The 13,692-nt window shown below is 69.5% G+C and carries 11 protein-coding genes; 5 read left to right on the top strand and 6 right to left on the bottom strand.

Annotated elements, in window-relative coordinates; genetic code table 11:
- Window positions 1-65: 65 nt before the first annotated feature.
- From AC3A6G_RS20550 to atpE, 5 genes are all read left to right on the top strand, one after another.
- Window positions 66-1,583: a coniferyl aldehyde dehydrogenase gene (locus tag AC3A6G_RS20550; RefSeq protein ID WP_487874424.1), complete on the top strand. Its 1,518-nt coding sequence runs from the start codon at window positions 66-68 to the stop codon at window positions 1,581-1,583.
- Window positions 1,580-3,259, top strand: coding sequence for a GMC family oxidoreductase (locus tag AC3A6G_RS20555; protein ID WP_487874425.1), 1,680 nt, complete (start codon window positions 1,580-1,582; stop codon window positions 3,257-3,259). Before AC3A6G_RS20550 ends, AC3A6G_RS20555 begins: the two co-directional genes overlap by 4 nt.
- Before the next feature lie 48 nt (window positions 3,260-3,307).
- The gene (locus tag AC3A6G_RS20560) at window positions 3,308-5,254 is read left to right on the top strand and encodes an alkyl/aryl-sulfatase (RefSeq protein WP_487874426.1); all 1,947 of its coding nucleotides are present in this window, start codon (window positions 3,308-3,310) and stop codon (window positions 5,252-5,254) included.
- A gap of 30 nt (window positions 5,255-5,284) precedes the next feature.
- Complete coding sequence (locus tag AC3A6G_RS20565; protein ID WP_487874427.1) at window positions 5,285-6,919, top strand: AMP-binding protein; 1,635 nt, start codon at window positions 5,285-5,287, stop codon at window positions 6,917-6,919.
- Window positions 6,920-7,032: 113 nt separating this feature from the next.
- Window positions 7,033-7,275, top strand: coding sequence for a F0F1 ATP synthase subunit C (gene atpE, locus AC3A6G_RS20570; protein WP_487861219.1), 243 nt, complete (start codon window positions 7,033-7,035; stop codon window positions 7,273-7,275).
- 28 nt (window positions 7,276-7,303) lie between these two features.
- Here the strand turns inward: atpE and AC3A6G_RS20575 are convergent, their stop codons facing one another.
- From AC3A6G_RS20575 to AC3A6G_RS20600, 6 genes are all read right to left on the bottom strand, one after another.
- Window positions 7,304-8,020, bottom strand: a complete 717-nt coding sequence (locus tag AC3A6G_RS20575) for an SDR family oxidoreductase (protein WP_487874428.1) — start codon at window positions 8,018-8,020, stop codon at window positions 7,304-7,306.
- A gap of 37 nt (window positions 8,021-8,057) precedes the next feature.
- Window positions 8,058-8,942, bottom strand: a complete 885-nt coding sequence (locus AC3A6G_RS20580) for an acyl-CoA thioesterase (RefSeq protein WP_487865277.1) — start codon at window positions 8,940-8,942, stop codon at window positions 8,058-8,060.
- A 94-nt stretch (window positions 8,943-9,036) separates the two neighbouring features.
- Window positions 9,037-10,392 carry an FAD-dependent oxidoreductase gene (locus AC3A6G_RS20585; RefSeq protein ID WP_487874429.1) on the bottom strand — a complete coding sequence of 452 codons (1,356 nt, stop codon included), beginning with the start codon at window positions 10,390-10,392 and terminating at the stop codon, window positions 9,037-9,039.
- Window positions 10,389-11,366 carry a Bug family tripartite tricarboxylate transporter substrate binding protein gene (locus AC3A6G_RS20590; protein ID WP_487861215.1) on the bottom strand — a complete coding sequence of 326 codons (978 nt, stop codon included), beginning with the start codon at window positions 11,364-11,366 and terminating at the stop codon, window positions 10,389-10,391. Before AC3A6G_RS20590 ends, AC3A6G_RS20585 begins: the two co-directional genes overlap by 4 nt.
- A 69-nt stretch (window positions 11,367-11,435) precedes the next feature.
- Window positions 11,436-12,419, bottom strand: a complete 984-nt coding sequence (locus AC3A6G_RS20595) for a Bug family tripartite tricarboxylate transporter substrate binding protein (RefSeq protein WP_487874430.1) — start codon at window positions 12,417-12,419, stop codon at window positions 11,436-11,438.
- A 43-nt stretch (window positions 12,420-12,462) separates the two neighbouring features.
- Window positions 12,463-13,689, bottom strand: coding sequence for a 3-hydroxybenzoate 6-monooxygenase (locus tag AC3A6G_RS20600; protein WP_487874431.1), 1,227 nt, complete (start codon window positions 13,687-13,689; stop codon window positions 12,463-12,465).
- Window positions 13,690-13,692: the final 3 nt, after the last annotated feature.

The following is a 13,692-nucleotide window of genomic DNA, read 5'->3' on the forward strand; positions in this document are numbered from 1 at the left end:
TTCACCTGCCGCTGGCGCGCATCAACCTCGTGAAAGCGCGAGGGGCGCGCACACACTGCGCGACCATGAACGACCGCTCCCTCCCCGCGCATTCCGCTGCCGAAGCCACCTCCCGCCTGCATGCCCTGCTCGCGGCCCAGAGCGCGGCCTGTGCGCGCGCGCCCTACCCCGCTGCGAACGAACGCCAGGCCGGCCTGCGGCGCCTGAGGCAGCAGCTGCACCGCTACCAGGACCTGCTGGCCGAGGCGATGAGCAGCGACTTCGGCTTCCGCTCGCCGGCCGAATCGAAGATGCTCGACGTGCTCGGCGCGACGCTCGAGATCAACCACTCGCTGTCGCACCTGGCGCGCTGGATGCGCCCGCGCCGGCGTCGGCCCGAGCTGCTCTTCCTGAGCAACAGCCTGAAGGTCACGTACCAGCCCAAGGGCGTGGTCGGCGTGATCGTGCCGTGGAATTTTCCGGTGTACCTGGCGCTCGGCCCGCTGGCTGCGGCGCTGGCGGCGGGCAACCGCGTGATGATCAAGATGCCCGAGGTCACGCCGGCCACCAATGCGGTGCTGCGCCGCATGCTGGCCGAAGCCTTTTCCGAGGACGAGGTGGCGCTGGTGGGCGAAGAGCTGGAAGACCCCAACGCCTTCACTTCGCTGCCGTTCAACCACATCGTCTTCACCGGCTCGCCGGCGGTGGGCCGCATCGTGATGCGCACCGCGGCCGACAATTTGACGCCGGTGACGCTGGAACTCGGCGGCAAGTCGCCGGCGCTGGTGGCGCGCGGCTTTCCGCTGGCCGAGGCGGCACGCCGCGTGGCGCACGGCAAGGGCACCAACGCCGGCCAGATCTGCGTCGCGCCCGACTACGCGCTGGTGCCGCGCGAGGGCGTGGACGAATTCGTCGCGCAGGTGAAGGCCAGCTTCGCCGCGATGTTCGGCACCAGCCTCGCGGGCTCGCACGACTACACCGCGATCGTCAACGACCGCCAGGCCGCGCGCCTGCAGGCACTGCTCGACGACGCGCGCGCCAAGGGCGCCCAGGTCGAGGCCTGCGCCCTGCCCGGCGCCGGCCGGCAGATGCCGCTGCACATCGTCACCGGCCTGGCACCCGGCATGCGGCTGATGCAGGAGGAGATCTTCGGGCCCATCCTGCCGGTGCTGCCGTACGACGACCTCGACGACGCCGTGGCGCACATCAACGCCGGCCCGCGTCCGCTCGCGCTGTACTGCTTCAGCCACGACGCGGCCGAACGCGAGCGCGTGCTGCAGCGCACGCACTCGGGCGGCGTCACGCTCAACGACTGGGGCTGGCACACCATCAACCACGACGCGCCGTTCGGCGGCATCGGCAACTCGGGCATGGGCACCTACCACGGCGAGGAAGGCTTTCGCGAGCTCTCGCATGCCAAGACCGTGTTCAAGCGGCACCGCTTCTATCCGATCGGCCTGTTCTACCCGCCCTACGGCAACTGGGTACAGCGCCTGGCGCTGAAGTACTTCCTGGGCCAGGCCGATCCCGCGCTGGCATCCGTTCCACCACCACCACAACAACAAGCACAAGCGGCCAAGCCGCTGAAGGAGACCGCGCCATGAGCCATCCCGAAGAAGCGTTCGACTATGTCGTGGTCGGCGCCGGCTCCGCCGGCTGCGTGCTCGCCGCGCGCCTGAGCGAACACCCCGGCATCAGCGTCTGCCTGCTGGAGGCCGGCGGTCCGGACCGCAGCGTGCTGATCCACGCGCCGGCGGGCGTGGTGGCGATGATGCCCACCAAGATCAACAACTGGGGCTTCGAGACCGTGCCGCAGGCCGGCCTCAACGGCCGCCGCGGCTACCAGCCGCGCGGCAAGACGCTGGGCGGCTCGAGCTCGATCAACGCCATGCTGTACGTGCGCGGCAACCCCTGGGACTACGACCACTGGGCCTCGCTGGGCAATGCCGGGTGGTCGTATGACGACGTGCTGCCGTACTTCAAGCGCTCGGAGCACAACGAGACCTTCGGCAGCGACGCGCGCCACCATGGCACCGGCGGTCCGCTCAACGTGACCTATGCGCAGCACGTGAGCCCGCTCAACCAGTGCTTCCTCGACGCCGCGGCCGCGCAGGGCATCGCGCTCACGCCCGACTACAACGGTGCGCAGCAGGAAGGCGCCTTCATCTACCAGGTGACGCAGAAGAACGGCGAGCGCTGCAGCGCGGCCAAGGGCTTTCTCACGCCGCACCTGTCGCGGCCGAACCTGGCGGTGCGCACGCATGCGGTGTCGGCGCGCATCCTCATGCACGAGGGTCGCGCCACCGGCGTGGCCTACCACCAGGGCGGCGAACTGAAGCAGGTGCGCGCGCGCCGCGAGGTGATCGTGTCCTCGGGCGCCTTCGGCTCGCCGCAGCTGCTGATGCTGTCGGGCATCGGGCCGGGCGAGCATCTGCGGCAGATGGGCATTCCGGTGCTGCAGGACCTGCCCGGCGTGGGCCAGAACCTGCAGGACCACATCGACTACGTGCAGAGCTGGCGCGTGGCCAGCCACACCGCGAGCTTCGGTGTCTCGGCGCGCGGCGGCGCGAGCTTCGCCTCGGCGATCCTCGAGTGGAAGAGGAAGCGCACCGGCATGGTCACCAGCCCCTTCGCGGGCGCGGGCGCCTTCATCCGGTCGAGCCCCGCGGTGAAGGTGCCCGACCTGCAGCTGGTGTTCGTGATCGCGATCGTCGACGACCACGCGCGCAAGCTGCACCTGGGCCACGGCATCTCGTGCCATGTGGACGTGCTGCGTCCGCACAGCCGCGGCGAGGTGCGCCTGCGCAGCACCGATCCGCGCGACGCGCTGCACATCGATCCGCGCTTCCTCAGCGACGACCGCGACCTCGACCTGCTCGTCAGGGGCGCGCAGATCCAGCAGCGCATCATCGAGTCGCGCCCGTTCGACGGCGTGCGCGGCAAGCAGCTCTACCCCACCCGCGCCGACGACCCGGCCGGCCTGGCGCGCGACATCCGCCACCGCGCCGACACGCAATACCACCCCGTGGGCACCTGCCGCATGGGCGCCGACGGCATGGCGGTGGTCGACGCCCGGCTGCGCGTGCACGGCGTGCCGGGCCTGCGCGTGGTCGATGCCTCGGTGATGCCGACCGTGATCGGCGGCAACACCAATGCACCGACCCTCATGATCGGCGAGAAGGCGGCCGACATGATCCTGGAGGATGCGCGCACGGCCGACCGCGCCATGCCAGCCTCCCAGCCCACGGCCACTTCCGTGCCGATGCCCGCACTCGCCTGACCTGTCGCACGCACCACGACTCTTTTCCGTTCCGATCACAGAGACACCATGTCCATCAAGCCCATCGTCTTCGCCGCAGCCCTGTGCGCCGCACTGTCCGCGCAAGCGCACGATCCCAAGCCGGCCACCGCCACCACCGCCCAAGCCAACCGGCAGTTCGGTGCGGCGCTGTCCCTCGCCGACCCGCAGGACTTCGAGGACGCCGCGCGCGGCCTCGTCGCGCGCCTGCCCGACACGCTCGTCAAGGACGCCCAAGGCAACACCGTCTGGGACGGCAACCAGTTCGGCTTCATCCAGGGCGAAGCGCCGGCCTCGGTCAACCCGAGCCTGTGGCGCCAGGAGAAGCTCAACAACGAGGCGGGCCTGTTCAAGGTCACCGAGGGCATCTGGCAGGTCCGCGGCTACGACCTCGCCAACATGACGCTGGTCGCCGGCAAGACCGGCTGGATCGTCATCGACCCGCTGCTCACGGCCGAGATGGCCAAGGCGACGCTTGCGTTCGCGATGGAGAAGCTCGGCAAGCGGCCGGTGGTGGCCGTCATCTACACCCACAGCCACGTCGACCACTTCGGCGGCGTGCGCGGCGTGGTCGACGAGGCCGACGTGAAGGCGGGCAAGGTGCCGGTCATCGCGCCCGAGGGCTTCATGGACCATGCGGTGGCCGAGAACGTGCTGGCCGGCAATGCGATGTCGCGGCGCGCGCACTACCAGTTCGGCACACCGCTGCCCTTCGGCGAGCGCGGCGGCGTCGGCAGCGGTCTCGGCAAGGGGTTGAGCATCGGCAGCATGGGCCTGATCGCGCCCACCGACTACGTCAAGAAGACCGGCGAGGAACGCGTGGTCGACGGGCAGCGCATCGTGTTCCTGATGGCCAACGGCTCGGAGGCGCCATCCGAGTTCGCCTTCTACTTCCCCGAGCTGAAAGCACTGTGCCTGTCGGAGGTGGTGACCGCCAACATGCACAACATCTACACGGTGCGCGGCGCCAAGGCGCGCGACGCGCTCGGCTGGAGCAAGTACATCAACGAGATGATCGACTTCGCACCGGAAGCGGCGGTCGCGTTCCGCAGCCACCACTGGCCCGTGTGGGGCACGGAGCGCATCCGCAAGCACCTGGCAAACCAGCGCGACATCTACCGCTACATGCACGACGCCGCGCTGAACCTGGCGAACAAGGGCGCCAAGATGAACGACCTGGGCAACGTGGGCTACATCCCGCAGGGGCTGCGCAACGACTTCTCCACGCGCGGCTACTACGGCACGCTGAGCCACAACCTGCGCGGCGTCTACAACTACTATCTCGGCTACTACGACAGCAACCCCGCCACGCTCGACCCGCTGCCGCCGGCCGAGAACGCGAAGCGCTACGTCGCGGCCATCGGTGGCGCCGAGGCCGTGATGGCCAAGGCCCGCAGCGCGTATGACGCAGGCGACTACCGCTGGGCCGCCGAGCTCAACAACAACGCCGTGATGGCCGAGCCCGGCAACGAGAAGGCGCGCCTGCTGCAGGCCGACATCCTCGAGCAGCTCGGCTACCAGGCCGAGTCGGGCGTGTGGCGCAACGCCTACCTCGTGGGCGCGCAGGAGCTGCGCAACGGCATCCGCAAGATCCGCCTGTCGAGCCAGGGGCCCGACATGGTGCGCGGCATGACGCCCGAGCTGATCTTCGACTTCCTCGCGGTGCGGTTGAATCACCGCAAGGTCGACGGACTGAACCTCGGCGTGCAGGTGAACTTCACCGACAGCCAGGAGACCTATGCGCTCGAGCTGTCGAACGCCGTGCTCAACAACACCAAGGGTCGCAAGCTCGCGGCGCCGCAAGCCACGCTGTCGCTCACGCAGCCGGCCTTCTTCAAGATGCTGCTGGCCAAGGTGCCCCTGCCCAAGCTGGTCGAAAGCGGCGAGGCGCGGCTCGAAGGCGATCCAAAGGCGCTCGGTGCAATCTTCACGAACCTCGAGGAGTTCGATCCGCTGTTCGGTATCGTCACGCCCTGAAGACAGAAAACAATCCGAAGGAGACATCCCATGCAACAACGCCCCTGGCTCGCGACCTACCGAGAGTTCGGCATCCCGGCCGAGATCGCTCCCGAGACCCACGCCAGCGTCACCGCGATGATGGAGTCGGCCATGACCCGCCACGCCGCGCGGCCGGCGTTCCGCTCGCTGGGCCAGACGCTCACCTACGGCGAACTCGACCGGCTGTCGCGCAACTTCGCGGCCTGGCTGCAGGCGCAGGGCGTGAAGCCGGGCGACCGCGTGGCGGTGATGACGCCCAACATCCTGGCCTTTCCGGTGATGCTGCTCGGCATCCTGCGCGCGGGCGCAGTGCAGGTGAACGTCAATCCGCTCTACACGCCGCGCGAACTCGCGCACCAGCTCGCCGATGCCGATGCGCAGACGCTCGTCATCTTCAATGGCGCCACGCCCACCTTCGCCGAGGTCGCGAGCGCCACGCCGGTGCGCCGCGTGGTCACCGCGGGCCTGGGCCTTGCCGCCGACAGCCCGCTGCCGAGCCCGCCGGTCGATGCGCGCCTGACCGATGCAGCGAGCCTCGCCGAAGTGCTCGCCGCTGGCGAGACGCTGCCGTTCACGCCCGTGAAGGCCGCGTCCGACGACCTGATCTTTCTGCAGTACACGGGCGGCACCACCGGCGTGTCGAAGGGCGCGGCGCTCTCGCACGGCAACCTGCTCGCCAACTGCGCGCAGTTCGCGCTCTTCATGCCGGCCGCGCGCGCCGAAGGCGAAGAGGTTGTCGTCACCGCGATCCCGCTCTATCACATCTTCGCGCTGATGGTGAACTTCATCAGCTACTTCAGCATCGGTGCCGAGAACTGGCTGGTGGCCAATCCGCGCGACATGGACGGCTTCGTCGCCACGCTGCGCGCTGCGCGGCCCACGGTGATCACCGGGGTCAATACGCTCTACGCCGGGCTGACGCTTCATCCGCAACTGCCCGAGGTCGACTGGTCGCGCCTGAAGCTCGCGGCCGGCGGCGGCGCGGCCATCGTGCCCACCGTGTCGGCGCGCTGGCAGGCGATCACGGGGCAGTTCATCCGCGAGGGCTACGGGCTGTCGGAGACCTCGCCGATCGTCACGTTCAACCCGGCCGCGGTGAACGAGTTCACGGCCACCACCGGCCTGCCGCTGCCCTCGACCGACGTCAAATTGCTCGACGACGCGAGCCGCGAGGTGGCCGGGGGCGAGGCCGGCGAGGTCTGCGTCAAGGGCCCGCAGGTGATGCGCGGCTACTGGGAGAAGCCCGAGGCGAACGCCGAGGCCTTCACCGCCGACGGCTACTTCCGCACCGGCGACGTGGGCGTGTTCGACGCGCGTGGTTTCCTCAAGATCGTGGACCGCAAGAAGGACATGATCCTGGTCTCGGGCTTCAACGTGTACCCCAACGAGATCGAGGCCGTGGCCAGCGCCTGCCCGGGCGTGGCCGAATGCGCCTGTGTCGGCGTGCCCGACGAAAAGATGGGCGAGACGGTCAAGCTCTTCGTGGTGCGCACGCCGGGCGCCAGCGTGACCGAGGACGAGGTGGTCGCCTTCTGCCGCACGCAGCTCACCGGCTACAAGCTGCCGCGCCAGGTGCAGATCGTGGAGGCACTGCCCAAGTCGACGGTCGGCAAGATCCTGCGGCGCGAACTGCGCGGCAGCTGACCGCGCCGGTCAGCCGGTTTTCTTCATGCGAGGCATGACCTCGCAGGTCATCGATTCGGTGCGCCGATTGCGCGACAGTCGGTCCATCGATCAACCACCCAGGAGAAAACACCATGACCACCGGCTTCAACATCCTCCCACTCGCCGTCGCGCTGCTGATCGGCATTGCCGCGCTCGGCTCGTGCATCGGCATTGCCCTCGTCGGCCAGAAGTTTCTCGAAGGCACGGCGCGCCAGCCCGAGATGGTCGACCTGATGCAGACCAAGTTCTTCCTCGTTGCAGGCGTGACCGACGGCGCCTTCATCATTGCGACCGGCATCGGCCTGTGGTTCGCGACCGCCAGCCCCTTCGGCTGAGCCGGGCGCGGCGGCGCCCCGATCGGGCTCAGACCGAGCGCGTGATGCCGCCGTCGACGCGCAGGTTCTGCCCCGTGATGTAGCCCGCGCCCTCGGAGGCGAGAAAGCCGATGGTCGCGGCGATCTCGTCGCTGCGGCCGTAGCGCCCCATCGGAATGCGCGCGCGGAACGCTTCCTTCTCGGGCAGGCTGTCGATGAAGCCCGGCAGCACGTTGTTCATGCGCACGTTGTGCGGCGCGTACTGGTCGGCGAAGAGCTTGGTGAAGGCCGCGAGCCCGGCGCGGAACACACCGGAGGTCGGGAACACCGGGTCGGGCTCGAAGGCCGCGAAGGTCGAGATGTTGATGATCGCGCCGCCGCCCTGGCGCATCATGTGCGGCGCCACGAGCCGGCTCGGGCGCACCGCGCTCAGCAGGTACACGTCCATGCCGCGGTGCCAGTCCTCGTCGCTGATGTCGAGGATCGCGGCGCGCGGGCCGTGGCCTGCGCTGTTGACCAGCACGTCGATGCGGCCCCATTCGGCCACGACGCGGTCGACGAGCTTCGTCAGGTCGTCGTTCGACTGGTTGGAGCCGGTCACGCCGATGCCGCCGAGCTCTGTGGCGAGTGCCTCGCCCTTGCCCGAAGACGACAGGATGGCAACGCGGAAACCGTCCGCTGCGAGCTTGCGCGCCGCGGCGGCGCCCATGCCGCTGCCGCCGGCCGTGACGATGGCGACCTTCTGCTGTGGCTGTTCGGAATTCATAGGGTGTCCTTCTCGGGGGGATGGCCGGTGTCGGGCTTCAGCGCCGCACGCGCACCATGCCTTCCTGGACGGCCGAAGCCACCAGCCGGCCGTCGCGCGTGTAGAGCGTGCCGCGGCAAAGGCCGCGCGCGCCGCCCGCGCTCGGCGAGTCGATCACGTACAGCAGCCAGTCGTCCATGCGGAAATCGCGGTGGAACCACATCGCGTGGTCGAGGCTCGCGGGGCGCACCTTGCCGCTCATGAAGCTCAGCCCGTGCGGCAGCATTGCGGCGCGCAGCAGGCCATGGTCGGACGCATAGGCCAGCAGCGCACGGTGCACCGTCGGATCATCGGGCAGCGGCGCGATGGCGCGCATCCAGATCGCGCTCTGCGCGGCGACCGGGCGCCGCTGCGGCGTGATCAGGTCTTCGGGGTCGACGCGCCGGTACTCGATGCCGTGCGGCTGCGTGCCCTTGTCGCGCCAGCGCTCGGGCAGGCGGTCGCCGAGCGCGATGCGCAGGTCGAGTTCGCTGACGAGCCCCTCGGGGCCTGGGAAAGACGGCATCTCGAACTGATGCTCGACGCCCTCGTCCACGGTCTGGAACGAGGCCGACATCTCGAAGATGATGCGCTCCTGCTGGCGTGCCACCACATGCCGCGTGGTGAAGCTACGGCCATCGCGGACGCGGTCGACGCTGTACTCGATCGGCGCGTGCTCGCCCGGCAGCAGGAAATACGCGTGCATCGAATGCACGGGCCGGTCGGCGGCCACCGTGAGGCTCGCGGCCATGAGCGACTGCCCGAGCACCTGGCCACCGAAGACGGCCGGCGTGCCGAGGTCTTCGCTCTGCGCAAGAAAGCGGTCGTCGCCGAGCGGCGCGAGCTGCATGAGCGCGACGAGTTCGTCGATGAGGCGGGCGGCGGTGGCGGTATCGGTCGTCATGGGCGTGCAGGGAACGTGGGAGCCGCTGACGATAGCAAACATGCGGCGGGCGGGGTGTCGCGCGTGAACGCGACAGCGCCCGCCATCGGCTTCATCAGCGGTCCAGGTCGGCGCCGTCCGCCACGAGCTTCTGCTGCAGCGCCGGCACGTCGACCGCGGCGAACCGCCCGCCGCCGAGCGACGCCGCGGCCGTGCCCGCGGCCTGGCCCATGACGAAGCAGCCGCCGCTTGCGCGCGCGGCCGACTGGCCCTCGTGCGTCATCGCGGCGCAGCGGCCGGCGACGAGCAGGTTGTCGACGGTGCGCGGCACCAGCATGCGCCACGGCAGCTGGTTGTAGGTGCGGTTCTCGTCGCGCGGGAAGGCCCATTCGATGCGGCCATCGGCATGCATCTCCATCGGCCAGGCGTTGACGCCGATGCTGTCATCGAAGCGCGCCGACGAGAGGATGTCCTCGCCTGTGAGCGCATAGAGGCCCTCGATGCGGCGGGTCTCGCGAATGCCCACCTGCGGCGCGATCTCGACGATGGCCGATTGCGCGAAGCCCGGCACCTCGGCCTTCATGAAGCGGAAGTATTCGGCGATCTGGCGCCGGCCTTCGAGCTCGCCTTCGGTGAGCTCGCGTGCGTCGACACCGTTCATCGCGCGGCCCGCGGCATTGCGGATCTGCGTGACGTTGGCACGCCATTCGCGCGGATCGATGTTGGGCCGCAGGATCGCGCCTTCGCGCGGAAAGCGGTAGGCGCCGGGCTTCTGTTGCTGCACGCGCGCCATCAGGTCGTTGATGGCCTTGAACTCGCCCACGGCGTCGAGCGCCGGCTTCGCATCGACCTGGCCGACGCGGAACATGGTGGTCGGGAACAGCCCGCTGCCATGGCCGTCGCCGACCTCGAACGGCACGCCCGCGAAGGCCGCCACGTCCGCATCGCCGCTCGCATCGATGAATGCATTGGCACGGATCGCCTGCCGGCCCGACTTGGTCTCGACCACGAGCGCCGCGATGCGGTCGCCGTCGCGCACCACCGCCGCGGCCCAGGCATGGAACAGCAGGTTCACGCCGGCATCGACCAGCAACTGGTCGGCGGCGATCTTGTAGGCCGAGGTGTCGTAGGAGCGCACGCGGATGCGGCCCTGCATGCCGTCCTGCGGCTTGTTGAGGCCGCCGAGTGCATCGATGCGCGCGAGCAGTTCGTCGGCGACGCCGCGCACCAGCAGCGTCATCTCGCCATCGCGCTTGCCGTACAGCCCCGCAAAGTTGGTTACGCCACCCGCGGTGCCCATGCCGCCGAGGAAGCCGTAGCGCTCCACCAGCAGCGTGTTCGCGCCGTGGCGCGCCGCGCTGACGGCGGCGGCAATGCCGGCGGGGCCGCCGCCGACCACCACCACGTCGTATTCCCCGAACACCGGCAGCGCGCGCGCCGGCTCGTTCACGGTCATGGTCGAAGCGCTCATTGCAGCTTGATGCCGCGCGTGGAGATGATCCTGGTCATGATTGCGGCCTCTTCCTTCACGCGCAGGCGCATGCCGTCGGGCGAAGTGCCCACGGCCTGCCAGCCCTGCTCGAAGAGCCTGCGGCGCACGTCGGGGTCCTTCATGACGACGGCGAGTTCGCGGCTGATGCGCGACTGCGCCGCCTGCGAAAGATTGGCCGGGCCGAGCAGGGCCACCCACACTTCGAGATTGAAGTCCTTCACCCCGGCATCGGCCAGCGGTGCGAGCTCGGGCACCAGCGCGCTGCGTCCGCCCGTGAGGCCGATGGCCTTGAGCTTGCCGGCGCGAACCTGCGGCATGGCCACGCCCGGGGGAATCAGGCCCATCTGGACCTGGCCGCCGAGCATCGCGGTGACGACCTGCGGGTTGCCCTGGTAAGGGACGTGCTCGGGGTTGAAGCCCGCGACGCGGCTCTTGAGCAGTTCCATGCCGAGGTGCCCGACCGAGCCTACGCCCACCGAGCCGTAGTTCCACTTGTCGCCGCCCTTGCGCGCCGCGTCGAAGAAGGCCGTGCCCGAAGGCAGGTCGTTCGGCGCCACGAGCACCAGCGGCGCGGTCGCGATCAGCGAAAGGTAGGTGAAGTCCTTGACGGGGTCGTAAGGCAGCTTCGGGTAGAGCATCTTCGACGAGGTGAGATTGCCGTTGATGACGATGCCGATCGTGTGGTCGTCGCTGGCCTTGGCCACCTGGTCGGCCGAGATGTTGCCCGAGGCGCCGGGCTTGTTGTCGACCACCACTGGCTGGCCGAGCGCCTTGGACAGCGGCTCGGCGATGGTGCGTGCGGCGATGTCGGGCGTGGAGCCGCCCGGGAAGCCCACGAGCAGGCGGATGGGACGGGTCGGCCAGGCGGCGTCTTGGGCGCTGGCAGCGAGGGGCAGCGCTGCGGCGGCGGCCAGGCCGCAGGCGATCAGGAGGGCTCTCTTGGTGGCTTGCATGGTGAAGGTCGAAGTGTGAAAAAACGTAATGATGACAGCCGAACGTGTTCGTTCTACGAACAGCTGCGGCTATTCGAGGCTGATGTTGCCGCGGCGCACCAGATCGCCATAGGTCTTCGACTTGGCCTCGGCGTTGCGCTGGATCTCTTCGGGCGACCAGGCCAGCGGCTCGAAAGCAAAGGTGTCGAAGCGCGCGCGAATCTCGGGATCGGCGATGACCTTGGCGACGTCGGCGTTGATTTTCGCCTTCACTGCCGCGGGCACGCCCTTGGGCGCGAGCAGCGAGACGAAGGAGTTCACCTCCAGCGACGCCGGGCCACCCGCTTCGGCCATGGTCGGCACGTCGGGCAGCTGCGGAATGCGCTTTGGCGCCGCCACCGCGATGTAGCGCAGCTTGCCGGCCTTGTAGATGCCCTGGCTCGACGGAATGCTCGCGAAGGCCCATGGCACGTCGCCGGTGCCCACGTTCGAATAGAGCTGCGAGACCTCGCGGTACGGTGCATGGCGCATGCGGATGCCCGTGAGCGCCTCGAGCTGCTGCGCGCCGAGATGGCCGGGGCTGCCGACGCCCCACGAGCCGTAGACGATGGCCTCGGGCTCGGCCTTGGCCGAGGCGATCAGGTCGCCCATGGTCTTCCATTTCGAGTCGGTGCCCACGGCCACGAAGAACGGCGTGCGGAACAGCGAGGCCACCGGATCGAAATGCTGCAGCGTGACGAAGTTGCGCGACTTGTACAGGTGCGGCAGCGCGGCCACGTGCTCGCTGTCGAGCTGCAGCAGCGTGTAGCCGTCGGGCGCGGCGCGGCGTGCCTGGTCGATGGCGATGAAGCCGCCGCCGCCGGGCTTGTTGTCGACCACCACGCGCTGGTTCCACAGCCGCGAGAGCTTGTCGGACACGAGCCGCAGCACCGCGTCGGGGCCGCTGCCGGCGGCGAACGGCGTGACCAGCGTCACCGGCTTGCGCGGGAAGTCGGCCTCGGCCTGCGCCAGGGCGGCGGTGGCGGCGCCGAGGCCGAGCACGGTGGCCAGCAATGTGCGCGAAAAGTTTTTCATGGTGTCTTGTCTCCTGGGCCTTGGGCCTCGAATGGTGATGTTGTCAGTGCGACGACGCCGCGGCAACCGCATCGTCGAGGCAGCGCTCTGGCCGCCAGGCATAGAGCCACTCGACCGCATCGTAGAAGCGTTCGGGCGTGCGGCCGGCCCAGAGGCTGTTGCGCACCAGCCGCTCCACGCCCTTGGCATGGTAGAGCCGGCCCATCTCGCGCACCGACAGCACCACGCGCGCGGTGCGCGCGGTGCGCGCCGATTCGTAGAGCCTGAAGGCGGCGGGCATGTCGAAACCGCAGGCCTTCACGGCCTCGCCGAGCGTCACCGCATCTTCGAGCGCCATGCAGGCGCCCTGTGCGAGGTACTGCATCATCGGATGCGCGGCGTCGCCGAGCAGCGTGGCGGGGCCGTCGCTCCAGCGCTCGACCGGATCGCGGTCGGCCGTGCTCCAGCGGCGCCACGAGGTCGGCCGGTCGAGCAGTTGGCGCGGGCGCGCATGCACGCCCTCGAAGTACGAGAGCACCTCGTCCTTGCTGCCGTCGGTCACGCCCCACTCCTCCTGCTCGCGGCTGTGGAAGGTGACGACCAGGTTGTACTGCTCGCCATGGCGCAGCGGGTAATGCACCAGGTGGCAGTTGGGCCCGGCCCAGACCACGGGCGCGTTCCAGCGCAGGTCGGCCGGCATGTCGGCCACCGGCACCACGGCGCGGTAAACCACATGGCCCGACACCCGCGGCGCATCGCCCACGATCTGCGCGCGCACCACCGACTTGACGCCGTCGCAGCCGACGATCGCGTCGGCCTGGAAGCGCCGGCCGTCGCGCGTGACCGCGGTCACGCCGCGCGCGCCGCTGTCGATGGCTTCGACCTGCGCCGAGGTGTGGAAGCGGATCAGCGGATGGCGTTTCACCGCCTCGTGGATCGCGCCGTGCAGGTCGGCCCGGTGGCTCACCGCGTACGGATTGCCGAAGCGCGCGCGGAACCCCTCGCCCACCGGCACCGAGGCGACTTCGCTGCAGTCGACGGCGTCCATCATCACCAGCCGGTCGGTGAACACCGAGTCGCGCCGCACCGCCTCGCCCACGCCGAGTGCGTCGAGCGCCGCAAACGCATTCGGGCCGAGCTGCAGGCCGGCGCCGATCTCGCCGATGGTGGCGCTCTGCTCGAGCAGGTCGATCGACACGCCGAGCCGCGCGAGCGCCAGCGCCGCGGCCATGCCGCCGATGCCGCCGCCAACCAGCAGCACGGTGGGAGGGTTCTTCTGCGAGCGGGTCATGGC

It is taken from the genome of Variovorax sp. Soil_C_26 (assembly GCF_057657075.1).

Coding starts and splice junctions, on each gene's coding strand:
- AC3A6G_RS20595 (WP_487874430.1), bottom strand. CDS start 12,419: ATGAAAAACTTTTCGCGCACATTGCTGGCCACCGTGCTCGGCCTCGGC.
- AC3A6G_RS20580 (WP_487865277.1), bottom strand. CDS start 8,942: ATGACGACCGATACCGCCACCGCCGCCCGCCTCATCGACGAACTCGTC.
- AC3A6G_RS20600 (WP_487874431.1), bottom strand. CDS start 13,689: ATGACCCGCTCGCAGAAGAACCCTCCCACCGTGCTGCTGGTTGGCGGC.
- AC3A6G_RS20590 (WP_487861215.1), bottom strand. CDS start 11,366: ATGCAAGCCACCAAGAGAGCCCTCCTGATCGCCTGCGGCCTGGCCGCC.
- AC3A6G_RS20575 (WP_487874428.1), bottom strand. CDS start 8,020: ATGAATTCCGAACAGCCACAGCAGAAGGTCGCCATCGTCACGGCCGGC.
- atpE (WP_487861219.1), top strand. CDS start 7,033: ATGACCACCGGCTTCAACATCCTCCCACTCGCCGTCGCGCTGCTGATC.
- AC3A6G_RS20555 (WP_487874425.1), top strand. CDS start 1,580: ATGAGCCATCCCGAAGAAGCGTTCGACTATGTCGTGGTCGGCGCCGGC.
- AC3A6G_RS20560 (WP_487874426.1), top strand. CDS start 3,308: ATGTCCATCAAGCCCATCGTCTTCGCCGCAGCCCTGTGCGCCGCACTG.
- AC3A6G_RS20550 (WP_487874424.1), top strand. CDS start 66: ATGAACGACCGCTCCCTCCCCGCGCATTCCGCTGCCGAAGCCACCTCC.
- AC3A6G_RS20585 (WP_487874429.1), bottom strand. CDS start 10,392: ATGAGCGCTTCGACCATGACCGTGAACGAGCCGGCGCGCGCGCTGCCG.
- AC3A6G_RS20565 (WP_487874427.1), top strand. CDS start 5,285: ATGCAACAACGCCCCTGGCTCGCGACCTACCGAGAGTTCGGCATCCCG.